The organism is Pseudomonadales bacterium, assembly GCA_024234435.1.
GTDB lineage: Bacteria > Pseudomonadota > Gammaproteobacteria > Pseudomonadales > Porticoccaceae > JACKOF01.
This window is the reverse complement of the sequence record JACKOF010000001.1, coordinates 1,776,899-1,793,268: the sequence shown is the minus strand read 5'-3', so window position 1 is coordinate 1,793,268 and position 16,370 is coordinate 1,776,899. Positions and strand designations below refer to the sequence as shown.

Here is a 16,370-nt window from a genome sequence, read left to right as displayed (position 1 = left end):
GCCGGAAAAGCTATGGACACCTATGAACACGTTACTCGCCATATCGGTGAGATGCCAGCTGGGCCAGACTCAGGGGCCATTTTTGACTTTGATGGTACAATAATCGATGGTTTTTCCGCGTTTATTTTCCTCCGGGAGCAGCTTAAAAAAGGTCATATAACCCCACTGGGGCTAGCTGAAGTTGTTGCCACTATTGCTAATTACAAACTGGGTATGGTTGGTTTCTCCGGTTTGATGGATGTCGGTGCAAAAGTCCTGAGCAGAGTCAGCGAGGATGACTACCAACAGTTCAGTGAAGAAGTCTACGAAGATTATATAAAAGCGATTGTCTACCCTGAGGCTAGAGCGCTGATTTCAGCGCACCTGAAGAAAGGTCATACAGTTGCGATTGTCTCCTCTGCAACGCCTTACCAGGTAGAGCCGCTGGCTCGTGATCTGGGTGTCGAGCATATTTATTGTTCAAATTATGAAGTTGAAGATGGTGAATTTACCGGGCGTATTTTAAGGCCGGTCTGTTGGGGTGAAGGCAAGGTTATTGCTTTGGAGTCGCTTGCGGCAGAGCACGGAGTGGATTTGTCCAAAAGCTGTTTTTATACCGATAGTGACGACGATATGGAAGCACTTGAGCGAGTCGGCTTCCCGCGGATTGTGAATCCAAATGAGCGTTTGCGCACCAGGGCTTCTGAAAAAGGCTGGCCGGTACAGGAGTTTGCCCGCACAGGCAAGCCCAGTCTGATGCAATATATGCGCAGTATAGGTGTTTACGGTTCTCTGATTGCGTCTTATTTCACTGGGATGGGCGTTTGGAAGCTGAATGGCTCCAGGGATGATGGGCGCCGTTTTATGCTGTCATTGTTCACCGAACTTTCCTTTGCGCTTATCGGCGCCAAGCTTCATGTGCGAAACCCGGAAAATCTTTGGAAAAAGCAGCCGGTGTTGGTTGTTTTTAACCATCAAAGCCAAGCCGATGGTCTGGTGATGATGAAGTTGCTAAGAGATAACTTTTCAGGGGTTGGCAAGCAAGAGATGAGCCGGTTCAAATTGCTGACTAATGCTTATAAATTTGCCGGTATTATTCCTATTGATCGGGCCAACAGCAAAAGTGCCATCGAAGCAATGCAGCCTCTGGTGGATGCGTTGGCTATTGAAGGCCGCAATGTTGTCATTGCTCCGGAAGGTACCCGCTCGGAAACGAAAAAGCCCGGACCTTTCAAGAAGGGAGCCTTCCATGTGGCTATGCAGGCAAAAGCGCCAATACTGCCGATAGTGATCCACAATGCTATTGATATTCAGCCGAAAGGTCAGTTTGCCTACCGCCCGGGAAAAATTGAAGTGGAAGTGCTGCCACCGGTAGATACTTCAGACTGGACTGTTGACGATCTCGACACCAATATTGCCGTGGTGCGGAACATGTTTCTCAAGTCATTGGGTTTTGACGAGGAATCCGTTCCTGCTAAAACAAGCCGGTCCCGTAAAGCCCCAGGCACGGCTGGCAATGCAACAGGGAAACCTTCAGGTAAATCACGAAAACCCGGAGCCAAGCCCAAGCCGACAGGCAAAGGTAAAGGATCGGCAAAGAAGGGAGCTCAATCCAAGCAGCCTCATGGAGGTGAATAGTATCATGAAGCAACTCAATGCCCAGGACTCGCAATTTCTCTATATGGAGAACAGCCAGAATCTTTCTAATGTTGTCATGGCGAGCATTTTTGCGCCACCTGAAAAAAAGACCAGAAAAAGCCGGTTTGAGCTGGTTAAGGCGCATGTGCAGTCGAGACTCCATACCAGCCCTATTTTTACCCGCAAACTGGTCAGGGTGCCTCTTGATCTTGATTTTCCTTATTGGGCTGACGATGAATATTTCGATTTGGAAGGGCATTTGCACCTGCACCGGCTCCCCGCGCCAGGGGGGTGGCACGAACTCTGTGAGTTGATGGGGCGGATTCATTCCCGGCCACTGGATATGAACCGGCCTTTGTGGGAAATGCATATTGTGGAGAATCTGGTTGGCATGGATCACTTGCCAGAGGGCAGCTTCGCACTGATCACTAAAGTTCACCACTCGGCCGTTGATGGTTCATCGATGGTGAAATTTTTCGGCTGCCTGAGTGATATTGATGTTAATGGCACACCTGCTGTTGATATTTCCGAAGTTGCCGAAGGCGCTGGAGAAGCCCCTACACCTGATGAGATGTGGAAGCGGTTTGTCAACAATCATCTTCATTCCCCGATACGAATGGGTCAGACATTGTGGCGTGCCGCGCCGATGATTTTCCCGGCGCTGGCGAAAGCTGTTACACCTTCCGAAAAAGCTAGGGAAAAGTTCAAGGTTCCGTTTACCCGATTGAATAAAAAAGTTTCTCCCCAGAAAATTTTTGATGCGGCTGAGTTTGCTCTCGATGACTTTAAAGTCATTCAGAAATCTGTTGATGGTGCCAAGATTAATGATGTCGTGCTGGCAGTGTGCAGTGGTGCGATTCGCAGTTATCTTTCCTATCACAAGGAATTGCCTGAAGAGCCATTAGTGGCCTGGGTGCCAATAAATACCAGAAAGCAGGGGCCGGAGTCAGGCTCTGGCGAAGGTAATCAGATTACAGCCATGACAACCGATTTATGTACTCATATGGCGAACCCTATTGAGAGGCTGGCGCAAATTACCTACCAAACCCAGTTGAGCAAGGCCGCTAAATCGGGCATTTCTGCACGGTTAATGACGGATGTGTCCCAAAGTATGCCAGGCGCAACCCTTGCTCTGGCCAGTCGAATTATTATCAATTCGGGTGTCACCGCGAAGTTGTGCAATTTTGCCATTTCGAACGTGCCTGGTCCGCAAACACCGCTATATATGCAGGGAGCCCAGAGCCTCCATCAATATGGCATGACCCCGCTAGGCGAAGGCATGGGGTTGTTTTTTGTCGCGCTAAGTTATAACGGCAAAATAACAATCAGTATGACATCAACAAGGGAAATTATTCCCGATATGGAGAGGTTGCGAGATTTTCTGGAGGCCTCTGTTGTCGAACTGAAGAAGTCGGCAATGGCGGCAAGCAGAAAAAAGCCCCGTAAAAATTCACCGGTAAGATCGATTAGTGGTGGTAAGCAGTGATGTCCTGGTACCTTACGAAGTTAATGAGAGCCGAGATGAACAAAACAGAGAATTATGAAGAGTGGAAGAAACTGGCTATTCGTCAGGATATGGTGGATGGTGCAGATATCTGGAAAGTGAAGGAACGCTCTGACCTCTATGATTACCGCGCTATCAGAAAGCGTGTTGATACTTACCGGGAGTTAAGGGCCAATGGTGACGACGAGGGGCTGCTGTTTGCGTTGAATGAAGGTATTCACGGCAATATGGGTGGCATGGGCAAGGGCGTGCTGTATAAAAAGGCCCACTTTGGTACCAAACAGTTGATTGTGGATTATGTGGAAGAAGTTTCCTCTGCTCTGGAATACCTTGCGAGTCCTGAAGTTGATTCAATTTCATTGGAAAACAAACTGGAGTTTTTTCATCGCGCCAGTCATTGTTATGGCCGCTCTGCGTTGATGCTGAGTGGTTCGGGGTCATTGTTTTATTTTCATCTGGGTGTTGTTAAGGCTCTTTGGGAAGAAGATATTCTTCCCTCGGTGATTAGCGGCTCCAGCGGAGGGGCAATTGTTGCGGCAATTGTTGGCTGTCATTCCGGTGGCGATTTAAAGAAAATTTTCGATCCTGACCTGCTGAAAATGGAAGTGGAGAGGGAAAAGAATCTGACCAAAAAAGGTTTTTTGAACAGGTTTTCCCAGGTGTCATCAAAAGAGGTTGAAAACTTTTTCGAGCGCCTTATTCCGGATATCACTTTTCAGGAAGCAGCTGAACTTACCGGTATTCATATAAATGTATCAGTGGCGCCTGCCGAGAAACACCAGACATCAAGGCTGCTGAACGACATTGCCTCACCCAATGTCATGATCAGGGAAGCGTTGCTGGCTTCTGCTGCATTACCAGGTTTTTATCCCGCAGTAACGTTGGCTGCTAAGGACCAAAATGGCCAGCGTAAACCCTACCTGCCTTCGCGGAAATGGATTGATGGTTCGGTCAGTGATGATTTACCCATTAAGCGGGTTATGCGCCTGTATGGTGTTAATCACACGATTGTCAGCCAGACAAACCCACTGGCTCTTCCTTTTGTGACTGATAGCAGTTCTACTTCCGAGTGGGGGTTGATTAAACAAACTTTAAAAAATACAAGCAAGGAGTGGGCGCTGGCCGCTGCCAAGTTGATTGACAGGCCAATGAACTTAAACAAAACTTCAAGTCGACTGCTTACATTGTGCAGCTCTGTTCTTGCTCAAACCTATACAGGGGATATTAATATTCTCCCGCCCAAGAGGATTCACAACCCTGTGTATATGCTGATGCAACCCAGTAGCGAAGAAATTCTCCAAATGATCAAGCATGGTGAGCGGGCGACTTGGCCGCAGATTGAGAAAATACGCCTTCAAACCAAAATTAGTCGAACGCTGGATAATATTGTTCATGATCTGGAGATGGCGCTCGTTCACGAAGTGCCCCGGTTGCCTACCAGGGAATCAAAAGTGTCAAAGGCTTCCAGTTCCCCCAAAGCGCGTAGCGCGAGAGTCTCTGTAGTGAGGGCGGGGTAATGAACCATCAAACAGGTACATTGCTCTCAGGTAATGGCAAAAAGCTGTATACCCAGTGCTGGCTCCCTGATGATGAAGTCAGGGCAGTATTGCTGATTGCTCACGGGCTGGGGGAGCACAGTAACCGTTACTTGCCCTTTGTGGAATACTTTACTGACAAAGGCTACGCTGTTTATGCGCTGGATCACGAGGGGCATGGCAGATCCGAAGGTCAGAGAGGCTATGTCAATCGGTTTGATGATTTTGTAACTGCTTTGGATCAGTTTGTAGACAGGGCAGCAAAGGATCTTCCTGGTAAAAAGGTTTTCCTCGTCGGTCATAGCATGGGGGGAGCCATTAGCGTTAATTACCTGCTCAAGCATCAGGAAAGATTGGCGGGGTGCCTGTTATCCGGCGCGGCTCTTTCTGTTGGGCAGGTAATCAGTCCGATACAGCAGCAAGTATTAAAGTTTTTTTCAGTCGTGTGCCCCAAGGTGCCTCTTATTAAACTCGAAGGTGAAGCTGTCAGCCGCGACCCTGAAGTCGTTTTTGCCTATGAAAACGATCCTCTTGTTTACAGGGGTAAAGCAACAGCGAGATTGCTGGCTGAAATTGTCAATGCGGCCAATCGTGGATTGCGTCGGGCCTCTGAAATAACGCTTCCCATTTTTGTTATGCATGGTGGTGGTGACCTGCTTGCCTCGCCGGATGGCTCTGAAACTCTTTATGAGCGGGTGTCTTCATCCGACAAAACATTGAAAGTTTACGATGGCCTTTATCATGAAATCTTTCTTGAAGAGGAAAAGTACGAAGTGTTTGCTGATATTGAAAACTGGTTAACGGACAGGGAGTAAAATCAAGCTGTAGAGGTTTATGCCGTTATTTTGCTTTTATCGCAATCAAGATTTGTCCTTGCTCAATGTGATTGAAAAAATAAGGGTGTAGAGTTGTTTGGCAGGTGTATGCACACGCCACATATAAAAAAAATAACCAGGTGATGGTAATGGCAAAAAGATTGAAGAATGTCTGGCCAAAAAAATTTGCCGGAGAGATTGTTTTTCTGCTTGATGTTGAAACGGGCATGGAAAAACAGTTACTTGAAGATTATATTCGGGAACATTGTCCGGTGCCTGATGCGCGCATTGTTCATCTCTCGCTTCGGTCCGGAAAAACTCCAGCGCAAAATGGTCATGCAATTAAAAAAATTCTTGCCGAAGATAAGCAACAGTATTTCATTCCTTTACGGGTTACCTGGTGGTCGAATCCCCTGGCAAAAGAGAATATAGCGGCATCCTTGGTTGATGCCATTCCTTGGTTTGGCTGGACTCCGGGCCTTGTTCGCCAAAAGCTGCAGTTGAAAAATTATCTGAAAAAAAAGAATGCCAGCCCTTATGAAATAGTTGTAGCTAAAGGGGCGTCTCAGGATGAAATAGATAAACGTTTCAAAAGTAAGCCGCGAGATGTGGACCTGCCTCGCTATATTGCCAAACTTGCATTATTGGCGCTGGAGCGCACGGAACGTGGTATCAAGGGCGCTCGCTACAAGATTCCCAGGATGATTGACGAAGAGGTTCTGGGTCGGCCTCAATTGAAAGAGGCGCTTGAGGAAATCAGCCAGTCGTCGAAAAAAGGATTTGACGAGATTCGAGAGGAAGCAGCCGCTTGCTTGAAGGAAATGGCCGCGACGCCCACGCCAGAAGGACTGGATCTGGTGGCAGCGCTCGGTCGGTTTATGTACACCCGAGGATTTGATGAACAACTGGATTTTCTTAAGGAAGATATAGACCGGGTTCACGAGCTCCTTGCCGATCGTCCTATGGCGTTTGTATTTACGCACAAATCCCATGTGGACGGCTTCCTCCTGTACACATTTTTTCACGATATGAACCTGCCACCGGTACATACTTTTGGCGGTATTAATATGGGCTTTATGGGGTTGGGAGCGATGCTGCGAAAAGCGGGTGCTATCCTGATCCGGCGAACGTTCGGTAGTGACGAAGTCTATAAGGCAGTTTTTAAAAACTACATTGATTATCTGGGGGAAAAGCGATTTCCGCTCATGTGGTCACTAGAGGGAACGCGTTCTCGAACCGGCAAATTAATGCCTCCCCGATTTGGTCTTATCAACTATGTGATCAGCTCTTACTTGCGGGAAGACGATACTGATCTGGTGATCATGCCGATCTCCATTGTCTACGACCAGATTCCAGAAGTTTATGATTACGATGACTTGCAGGCTGGTGGGGACAAGAGGCCGGAGTCAGCTTTCTGGTTCATGCAGTACCTGAAGGGGCTGAAAAACCCTCACGGCAAGATTCATATCAGGTTTGGTAAAGGTATAAAGGTCAGTGATTACGTTCATTCGGCCTCCCCCTGTCCCACTATGGAGAGGTGGGAAATGCAGAAATTGGGTTTTGATCTGGCGGTGGATGTTAACAATGTTACCCCGATTACCGTTAACTCGCTGATATGCTTTGTATTGCTGGAGCAGGGGCATCGTGCAATTTCCATTTCGCAGTTCACCAATGAAATAAATCGTTTGCTGGCTTTTGTTGCGATTTATCAATTCCCCATGACGGAAGAAGCAAAAAACATTACACCGGAAATACTTCAGAAGTTCCTGGATCAGTTGGCCGCCACCGGAGTGATTAATATTACGGAAGAAGGGATTGATGTGCTTTACATGATTCCTTATGGCGGAGCAAGAATTGCAGCCTACTACCGCAACGGACTGATTCAGTTCTTTATTACAGGAGCAATAGGCGAGCTGGCTCTGATGGCTGTAAAAAGCAGTGGTGACGGTGCTATTGAAGAGTTTCGTCAGGAAGCACTTCGCATACGGGATCTGATGAAATATGAATTTTTCTTTGAGGGGTCCGAGCAGTTTCTGACATTGCTGGAAGGTCAGTTTGACAAGCGAATAAAAGACTGGCGTGAGATGGTTATGGATGGTCGGGAGGCGATACGCAAAATGTTACCGACAATGGATATATTGATAGGCCACGGTACCCTGAGGCCCTTTATTGAAGCTTACCTGGTGTTTGCCCGGGCATTGATCATGGTGCCGGAAGAAGGAGAGGTGGATATAAACGCGCTGATCAAACAGAGTCTGGCTCTGGGTAAACAGGGGGTTTTGCAGCAGCGCATTCATTGTGAAGAATCTGTCTCGCAGAATTACTTTGAAAATGCAGTGAAAATTGCCAGGGGGAAAAACTTGCTGGGGGTTGGTTCGCCGGTTAAAGAAGAGCGGCAGGCTCTTTACAACGAGCTGTTGGAGCTGCGGGCGAATACACGTATTCTTGCCTCTATTTCTGATGCCAGAAGGTATGAGAAAGCATTGTCGCTGGCCGTGCAGGGGCATATATAACACAGATAATAGGGTAACTGTTTTTGTACCGAAGTTTGTTATTTGATCCAGCATTCTCAAGTGTTGGGTTGTTCAGTTGGGGGTAGTGGAATGCGTTTTAATGTCAGTGTGCTTGGTGGTGGCTCATGGGGTACCACGGTGGCGTCGCTTGTGGCGCGAAACGCCAATGTGGTGCTCTGGGCTCGAGATGGAGAAACCGTTCACGAAATTAATCAATTTCATACCAATAATAAATATCTGCCTGGCGCATCGTTACATAAAACGTTAAGAGCTACCGAAAGCCTGGAGGAAGCCGTATCGGGTACAGATCTGATCGTGATGGGGATACCTTCCCAGAGTTTTCGTGCGGTATTGGAGAATATCAAACCCAATATACGTCCCTGGGTGCCAGTTATCAGCCTTACTAAAGGGCTGGAGGTATCAACAGGCATGAGAATGAGCGAGATTGTGCAGGAAGTATTGCCCGGTCACCCGGTAGGTATTTTAACCGGCCCTAATCTGGCGCGGGAAATCATGTCTGGCTCTGCGGCGGCCAGTGTCATTGCCATGAAAGATGCGGCTATCGTTAAGGTGGTACAACGCATTTTTCACAGTGGACTGTTTCGTGTCTATACCAATCATGATGTGATTGGTTGTGAGCTGGGGGGTGTACTTAAAAATATTATCGCGATTGCCGCAGGTATGGGCGATGGTCTAGGTGCCGGAGATAATACCCGTGCCGCAATTATCACCCGTGGTCTTGCTGAGATTTCCAGGCTGGGCGTTGCCATGGGAGGCGAAGCCGCTACTTTTTCCGGGTTGGCAGGCATGGGTGATCTGCTGGCAACCTGTACCAGCGAGCAAAGCAGGAATCGCACTGTGGGTTTCGAGCTGGGCAGAGGGCGCTGCATTGACGACATAACCACTGACATGTTTATGGTGGCCGAGGGTGTTAAAAGCGCTCCAACAGTGATGAAATTCGCCAGGCAGTATCAGATAGAAATGCCTATTGCTGCTGAGGTTTATCAGGTCATTAATAAAGAAACAAAGGCCAAATATGCTTTCAGGGGACTGTTGCGTACCGAGGCCAGGGCTGAGTCTCAGTCTGGTTAGTGCTTCGGCTATTTGATTCGTGCGGCTTGTTGTGTGTAGAAAGGTAACGCTGCGACCGCGACTAATAGGGAGGAGTAAGCTATTTCTTGTACTCTTGATGTTTGTCGGTTAGGCTAATGCGATTAGTAAGGTATCGTACTTTTATTTTGTGCCTTACCGTAACGTTGAGGCCAGCTGTGTCAGTTTGATTCTGAAGGCCGCAACGGTAGTAACAAAGAAGTAACAACCAGCACGCAGAATGCTGGCCAGAGACGAAAGGGACTGACAATAAGTAAAACAGGTTTTTTACAGAATAAAGCAAACAACAAATAATTAATGATTAACAGTAATAATAGGAGAGGAACTATGGTGCGAAAGCGTCTAGCTAAGTCCGTTGTAGCAGCAAATGCACTTGCTGCAGCACTGGTCGGGGGGATAGCAAGTGATGCACTTGCTGTTACAGAATTTCAAATCGGTGGTGTCAATGCAGTCTGGACCACCAGTATATCGGTAGGTACCAGCATCCGGGCACAGAGGCAGGATAAGGGCTTGTACAGTCCTCAAAATGGTGCTCTCACCGGAAAACCTGATGGCTATCAGCCGAATGTTGTCGACGAGGGTAACCTTAACTACGATAAAGGCGATCGTTTTTCTACCTTGGCCAAAGTTATTACCGAAGTAGAATTTAGTAAAGATAACTGGGGCGGCCTACTGCGTGCCAAAGCCTGGTATGACTACACCCTGAACGAAGAAGATGTGAATTACGGTAACCAGCCAAATGGTTTCAATAACTTTGCGCTAAATGGTGACACCAGTACAGATCGCGAACCGCTGTCTGACGATGGTTTTGATCAGGAGTTGCGGTTTGATGGCACCTCAATTCTGGATGCCTTTGTTTACGGTAACTTTTATATCGGTGACAGTGCTCTTCAGGTGCGCGTTGGTAAGCAGGTGCTGAACTGGGGTGAAAGTTTATACTTTCAGGGTGTGAATGTTATGGTGCCGATTGATGTGCCTTCATTTCGCAAACCCGGTGCTGAACTGAAAGAGGTATTCCTCCCAACAGAGATGATCTCCGCCAGCCTGGATTTGCCTAATGGCGATACTATTGAAGCCTTCTATCAGTGGAAATGGCGTGAAACGCCCATTGAAGCGGGTTGTGGTAACTACTGGAGTGCAGCGGTTGGTAACCTAACGCGCAGTCCTAATGCATGTGGTAGCGCCATTACTCTGGTTCCAGGAGGATCAGGGCCTGCTGGTGTGGTTGCTCCAGCTTATTATGGAACGATTGATGTTGATGCGCCGGATGATGATGGACAGTTTGGTATTGCGTACTACTGGCGTCCAGAGTTTACTGATGCCGAAATTGGTTTCTATGCTGCGCAAATTCATATGCGTACGTCAACTCTGGGCTTGGCTTTTGCGATTGATGACGGAAATCCCAATACCAACCCGTCTATGGGTATGGGTACTGGTGTGAGCTTTAACTCTCTTTGGGAATATGTGGAAGATGTCGAGATCTTCGGTATCAGCTATGCGGGTAACCCTTGGGGTTGGTCTGTCTCTGCTGAGTTGACTCACCATAAAGATGTACCAGCTCAGCTGGATGGCAATGACCTGTTGAATAGCTCTTTTGGAGCCGGCCCATTGGCCGCTGAAGTCGGCGCGCTGGTGACGCAGGCCGCTATCGAGGGGCGCTCAGAGAATAATCCGACGATTTACCACGGATACGACCTAACGGATAAAACCCAGTTCCAAATTAATGCATTGAAAGTGGGCAAAGATATCTTTGGCGGTATTTTTGGTGAAGATCAGTATCTCTTTGTTGCCGAAGCTGCCTGGCAGTGGAATGACCTTGATATCAGTAATAAAGATGGGTCTCACCGTTATAACCGTGGTTTCCAATGGGGGGCCGGGCCAAATGTAGGCTATGGGAATACCAGTAGTCTTTGTGCATCGGCTCGAAATAACGGCGGTTGTGACGACGCAGGCGGCTATACCACCAATTTTGCCTGGGGTTACCGTGCTAGCTTGCGACTCCAATACAACAATGTGTTGCTGAATGGTTTGACTATGTTCCCCAGCCTGTTCTGGTCGCACGATGTTGAAGGTTATTCTGTCGACAACGCCATTCTCGAAGATCGTACTGCTATCAACTTGGGGCTGAAGTTTGAATACTTCAAGAAGTACACCGTTGATTTCAACTATGCCATCTTTGGTGACAATGCGGACTTCGATACTCTGCGTGACCGTGACTTCTATTCCGTTACCTTTGGCGTGACTTTTTAAGACATAGAATTTAGGAAGGTTAAAATGAAGATGATTAAGAAAATGGCGCTGATAGGCGCCACCTTAAGCGCGGTAGGCCTGGCCTCCGGTGCTTTCGCCGGTGCGTCTCCTGAGGAAATTGCCAAGCTGGGTAACGAGTTGACGCCTGTTGGCGCAATTAAGGCGGGTAATGCCGACGGTACTATTCCAGCCTGGGACGGTGGTATGACAGAGCCACCCGCTGGCTGGACTCCGGAACAGGGCTACATCGATCCGTTTGCCGGTGAGAAGCCTTTGTTTGTGATTGATGCCAGTAACTACGAGCAATACGAGGACAAGTTGAATGCCGGTATGATCGCGATGATGAAACAGTACCCGGACACATTTAAGTTGCCGGTTTACAAGAGTCATCGTACTTTTGCTAATCCACAAGCGGTGTATGACCATACTAAGGAGTTAGCGACAAAAACGAGTGTTGATGGAGAATCTTTGGAAGGCTATAGCCAGCCCGGTATTCCCTTCCCGATACCCAAAACAGGCATAGAGGTCATGTACAACAATATGTTGCACTGGTATGGCGGTTTTGATCAATGTGCGGACTGGTTACCCGTTCAACCGGGCGGTGGTTATTACAGGGTCGGATATTGTCAAAATGTAATCCAGACGCCGAATATGGATAAAATCAAAGATAATAATGACCTCTTCTACTATTTTGGACAATATGATGCCCCTGCAACATTGGTGGGAACCATTTATCTTGTACATGACACGATTGACAGGAATAAGGGGTTACGTCGAGCCTGGATCTATAATGCCGGGCAGCGTCGGGTACGCCGAGCACCGGATCTAGCCTATGACAATATTGATGATGGCACCGAGGGCATGCGTATTACTGATGACTGGTGGGGATTTTTTGGCGCATTGGATCGGTATGACTGGAAGCTTGTTGGCAAGAAAGAGATGTATATCCCCTACAACGCCTATAAGTTGAGTGATACTAAGCTGAAGTATGACGATATGCTGGATAAAGGGCATCTGAAGTCGGATTTGATGCGCTACGAATTGCACCGTGTTTGGGAGGTTCAGGCGACCCTGAAAGATGGTATGTCCCATATCTATAAAACGCGGAACTTCTATATCGATGAAGATAGCTGGATGGTTGTTTTGGCTGATGCCTATGACAGTCGCGATAACTTATGGCGAGTTTACTCCGACCCCCTAATGCAAGTTTACGATTCGGATGTCATGTTTCATAGAGCTATGTTGGTGCATGATCTTGTCAGTGGCACATTTATCGCCAGTCAGCTAGATAATGAGCGTAAGCAACCTGCTCTCGTGTTCAACCAAAAAGGCAGATACGCCGACTTCCAGACTAGTGCCATCCGTCGTAGAGGAACAAGGTAATTTAGGTGTAGTAAGACTCAGGCTTGAAAAAGCCTGGGTCTTTTTTTTGTTTTTACCTATTTGCTTTTTTACACGATAGGGTTATTTGGCGGGAGGAGTATAGCCGTGGAAAAATTCATATTAAGTTGTTTGGCGACAGCGGCCATTTTTTTGACCTCGATTTCCGGGGCAGTGGCAGATCAAGATAAAGTAGTTCACCCGGAAAGGATGATGCTGCTTGATCTCGTCCGAAATGGTGATGAGCTTTTTGCAGTTGGGGAAAGGGGCGTCATTATTCGTTCAGAAGATGATGGTCAAACCCTTACGCTGATTAACGCGCCAACTACAAGAACACTGACAAAAATTGTGTTTTTAAATACTGAGATTGGTGTGGCCACAGGGCATGGTGGAGTTTTACTCCGCACGGCTGATGGGGGCGATACCTGGAATCGAATCGACCTTGAAGGTACAGGTGGAGATTCGCTATTGGGAGCAAATGTTCTAAGCAACGGTAACATTATTGTTTACGGCGCTTTTGGCATGTATTTCGAATCCAGTGACCAGGGCCTTACCTGGGCTCGGAAAGAAGTCGTATATGAAGGGTTTGATTGGCACATTTCGCAGGTTATTGAAACCAATGGTATTTTACTTCTTGTCGGCGAGGCTGGCTCGATGGGTATGTCCGCCGACATGGGCGAAACCTGGAGTGAGCTAGAGTCACCTTATGAAGGTTCTTTTTTTGGTGCTCTTGAATTGGCCAATAAAGACATTCTGGTGTACGGCATGCGTGGTAATGTTTATATCTCCTCCGATGATGCTGATTCCTGGACGAAAATAGAAACAAATACTATTAATGCGCTCAATACCGGTTTTGTGACTGATGATGGTACCGTCATTATTGGTGCGAACAACGGCCTATTTCTGATAAGCGAAGATAATGGTAGAACTTTCCGTAAGAAAGAGTTGCCATTAAGGGCCCCTCTGTCTGCTATTCAGCAGGCAAAAGATGGCACGATAATCTACGTAGGTGTGCTGATTTCCGGTTTTCTAGACCTGAGCAAATAACGTCGTGACGTTTGAGGGAGAAGAATAGAATGAGTAATAACGAAAAGATTCACGGCGAATTTACTTCAGATGAGTTTTCCCGTGACTGGATTGGCAGAACAGCTTTCGCTATTTTTCACTGGCGATTTCCGCTGTTACTGATTTGTATTGGTATCACTGTCTTTTTGGGTTATAGCGCCAGGCATCTGGAGGTGTCCGCGGGCTTTACCAAGATGATTCCTTATAACCACGAGTACATGGCTACGCTAAAGGATTATCAGAGTGTTTTTGGCGGTGCAGACAAGATTCTGATTGCAGTTAAAGCGCGAGAAGGCACTATTCTTCAGAAAGATATTATGAAGACGGTAAAGGACATTGCCGAAGAAGTCTTTTATATCAAAGGGGTTGTCAGGAGTTCCCTGAAGTCGATTTACAGCCCTGAAGTTCGCTATAACGAAATCGTAGAGGATGGCATTAAAGCCGGGACACTGGTTGCTGCGGATTTTACCGGTACGCCAGAAGAAATGGCACAGGTAAAAATCAACATTCTCAAATCTGACTGGGTGGGGCGAATCGTTTCCGCTGATATGACTTCCACCATGGTCATAGCCACTCTTGGTGAGAAAGATCACGTCACAGGCCAGCGCTATGATCTTCGCCGGATTGGTGCCGAGCTGGAAGACATTCGTCAAAAATACCAGAATGACAAAGTGTCTATCCACATTATCGGGTTTGCGAAATCGGTATCGGATATTGCAGGGTCTGCAAATGATGTTGGGTTTTTCTTCCTCATAGCATTTGTGTTGACTGCGCTATTGTTGCTTTGGTATTCAGGCTCTGTGATGCTTTCAGCCTGGGCTCTTGTTGTTGCCATTGTGCCGGTAGTCTGGTTGCTGGGTATTTTGCCTCTGGTTGGACTCGGCCTTGATCCTCTGTCAATTCTGGTGCCATTTCTGATTTTTGCTATCGGTGTTTCCCATGCCGTGCAGATGACAAATGCCTGGAAACTGGAAACCCTTGCCGGTTGTGACGGTGTGACGGCTTCGCGGAACTGTTTTCTGAAGCTGTTTGTTCCGGGAGCAACTGCTCTGTTGGCGAATGCACTTGGTTTCATGGTTATTGCCGTTGTCGATATTGAAATTGTCCGTGAACTGGCAATTACTTCAACGATCGGTGTTACGGTGATGATTATCACCAACAAAGTGTTGCTGCCTATTTTGCTGTCTTACATGCGTTTTTCTGCCTCAACAGCACAGAAGCTCGGCGGCAAAGAAACCGCAGGGAAAGGGCTCTGGACAGCTTTGGCTCCACTGGCTTCACGCAAGGGCGGCCTCATTCCAATAGCCGGTTCAATTGTGCTGACAATCTTCGGGCTTTATCACTATCAATTCCTGCAGATTGGCGATCAGGGTAAAGGTGTGCCGGAACTTTGGCCGAAATCTCGTTACAACCAAGATGTTGAGCGGATTACGACCGACTTTGACCTGGGGGTTGATCTGTTACAGGTCATCGTAGAAGCCCAAGGCGACGATGCCCCCTGTGTGAACCGCAGTGTTCAGGACAAAATGGAAGCCTTTGAGTATGAAATGCGCCAGCAGGACGGTGTGATTGCTGTTCGTGGCCTGAGTAACTTCGTTAAGTCCGTCACTCAGGATTTCGCTGAAGGTTGGGTTAAGTGGCGTATGTTGCCGGAAACCGTGCCACAAATTGCTCAAGGCGTAGGTTTTGCGACACGCCTGGGAACTGAATACCGCAATCCCGCATGTAATGCCATTCCAATTTCCATTTATACCTCGGATCACCAGGCGGCCACTATTAGTCGCATTGTCGCTGCTATTAAGGACTTCAAGGCAGAGAACGATGATGACGAAGTGGTTTTCCGTTTGGCCTCAGGAAACGTGGGAGTCATGGCTGCTACCAACGAAGTGGTTCACGCTGCCGATAAATGGGTTAACTTTACCCTGTTTGCTTCGGTTGGCTTGCTTTGTTTGGTGACTTTCCGCTCATTCAGGGTGACGCTGTGTATCATTATCCCTCTTGGTATCGTAACGCTGTTGTGTAACGCAACCATGGCGATTCTTGATATCGGTATGAAGGTCAATACATTGCCAGTGATCGCGATTGCTGTCGGTGTAGGTGTGGACTACGGTATTTACCTGTTTGAACGCGTTAAACATGAGATGGAAGATGCTTCCATGACCCTTCAGGAGGCATTTAAGGAAGCGCTGGTGCAAAGGGGTACAGCTTCTACCTTTACAGCAGTAACCATGACTATTTCCGTTGCTACCTGGACATTCTCTACACTGAAATTCCAGGCGGATATGGGCATTCTGCTTTCCTTCATGTTTATGGTGAATCTGTTTGGTGCGGTGTTACTCATGCCTGCACTGGCCGCTTATATTGTCGGTGATGATCACTATGCAAAGAAGAAAAAGTAACTTTCTGCGATAGAAAGTTGATCTAACAAAAAAGGAGCCTGATGGCTCCTTTTTTGTATTCCAGCCAGAGGCTAGCCCCTTCAGGATGGATTCCTTATTCTCATTGGGTTATGTGGATCCGGGTTACAACCCCGGTTAAGGAAAAATTCCTCTGGCGGGCCTTGTCCATAGACAGAAAGCCC

10 protein-coding genes are annotated in these 16,370 nt (G+C 47.6%); all 10 read left to right on the top strand.

Annotated features, from left to right (window positions below; all coding sequences use genetic code 11):
* Positions 1–12 precede the first annotated feature (12 nt).
* The 10 genes from H7A02_08265 to H7A02_08220 all read left to right on the top strand — a co-directional run bounded on the left by H7A02_08265 (position 13) and on the right by H7A02_08220 (position 16,188).
* On the top strand, positions 13–1,617 hold the full coding sequence (locus H7A02_08265) for an HAD-IB family hydrolase (GenBank protein MCP5172242.1): 1,605 nt from the start codon (positions 13–15) through the stop codon (positions 1,615–1,617).
* Positions 1,618–1,621: 4 nt separating this feature from the next.
* Complete coding sequence (locus H7A02_08260; protein ID MCP5172241.1) at positions 1,622–3,103, top strand: wax ester/triacylglycerol synthase family O-acyltransferase; 1,482 nt, start codon at positions 1,622–1,624, stop codon at positions 3,101–3,103.
* Positions 3,103–4,638 carry a DUF3336 domain-containing protein gene (locus H7A02_08255; protein MCP5172240.1) on the top strand — a complete coding sequence of 512 codons (1,536 nt, stop codon included), beginning with the start codon at positions 3,103–3,105 and terminating at the stop codon, positions 4,636–4,638. Before H7A02_08260 ends, H7A02_08255 begins: the two co-directional genes overlap by 1 nt.
* Positions 4,638–5,471, top strand: a complete 834-nt coding sequence (locus H7A02_08250) for a lysophospholipase (protein ID MCP5172239.1) — start codon at positions 4,638–4,640, stop codon at positions 5,469–5,471. The genes H7A02_08255 and H7A02_08250 overlap by 1 nt, the downstream gene beginning before the upstream one ends.
* 149 nt (positions 5,472–5,620) lie before the next feature.
* Positions 5,621–7,984, top strand: coding sequence for a 1-acyl-sn-glycerol-3-phosphate acyltransferase (locus H7A02_08245; GenBank protein ID MCP5172238.1), 2,364 nt, complete (start codon positions 5,621–5,623; stop codon positions 7,982–7,984).
* A gap of 90 nt (positions 7,985–8,074) precedes the next feature.
* Positions 8,075–9,076 carry an NAD(P)H-dependent glycerol-3-phosphate dehydrogenase gene (locus tag H7A02_08240; protein MCP5172237.1) on the top strand — a complete coding sequence of 334 codons (1,002 nt, stop codon included), beginning with the start codon at positions 8,075–8,077 and terminating at the stop codon, positions 9,074–9,076.
* 345 nt (positions 9,077–9,421) lie between these two features.
* Positions 9,422–11,344 carry a DUF1302 domain-containing protein gene (locus tag H7A02_08235; GenBank protein MCP5172236.1) on the top strand — a complete coding sequence of 641 codons (1,923 nt, stop codon included), beginning with the start codon at positions 9,422–9,424 and terminating at the stop codon, positions 11,342–11,344.
* A gap of 24 nt (positions 11,345–11,368) precedes the next feature.
* Positions 11,369–12,727: a DUF1329 domain-containing protein gene (locus H7A02_08230; GenBank protein MCP5172235.1), complete on the top strand. Its 1,359-nt coding sequence runs from the start codon at positions 11,369–11,371 to the stop codon at positions 12,725–12,727.
* A 105-nt stretch (positions 12,728–12,832) separates the two neighbouring features.
* On the top strand, positions 12,833–13,771 hold the full coding sequence (locus tag H7A02_08225) for a hypothetical protein (GenBank protein ID MCP5172234.1): 939 nt from the start codon (positions 12,833–12,835) through the stop codon (positions 13,769–13,771).
* A 29-nt stretch (positions 13,772–13,800) separates the two neighbouring features.
* Positions 13,801–16,188 (top strand): MMPL family transporter, encoded by a 2,388-nt coding sequence (locus H7A02_08220; GenBank protein ID MCP5172233.1) that lies wholly within the window; start codon positions 13,801–13,803, stop codon positions 16,186–16,188.
* The last annotated feature ends 182 nt before the right edge of the window (positions 16,189–16,370 follow it).

Excerpts from the sequence above, each read along its gene's own strand:
- H7A02_08230 (MCP5172235.1), top strand. The coding sequence starts at position 11,369 with ATGAAGATGATTAAGAAAATGGCGCTGATAGGCGCCACCTTAAGCGCG.
- H7A02_08250 (MCP5172239.1), top strand. The coding sequence starts at position 4,638 with ATGAACCATCAAACAGGTACATTGCTCTCAGGTAATGGCAAAAAGCTG.
- H7A02_08255 (MCP5172240.1), top strand. The coding sequence starts at position 3,103 with ATGTCCTGGTACCTTACGAAGTTAATGAGAGCCGAGATGAACAAAACA.
- H7A02_08265 (MCP5172242.1), top strand. The coding sequence starts at position 13 with ATGGACACCTATGAACACGTTACTCGCCATATCGGTGAGATGCCAGCT.
- H7A02_08235 (MCP5172236.1), top strand. The coding sequence starts at position 9,422 with ATGGTGCGAAAGCGTCTAGCTAAGTCCGTTGTAGCAGCAAATGCACTT.
- H7A02_08220 (MCP5172233.1), top strand. The coding sequence starts at position 13,801 with ATGAGTAATAACGAAAAGATTCACGGCGAATTTACTTCAGATGAGTTT.
- H7A02_08245 (MCP5172238.1), top strand. The coding sequence starts at position 5,621 with ATGGCAAAAAGATTGAAGAATGTCTGGCCAAAAAAATTTGCCGGAGAG.
- H7A02_08240 (MCP5172237.1), top strand. The coding sequence starts at position 8,075 with ATGCGTTTTAATGTCAGTGTGCTTGGTGGTGGCTCATGGGGTACCACG.
- H7A02_08260 (MCP5172241.1), top strand. The coding sequence starts at position 1,622 with ATGAAGCAACTCAATGCCCAGGACTCGCAATTTCTCTATATGGAGAAC.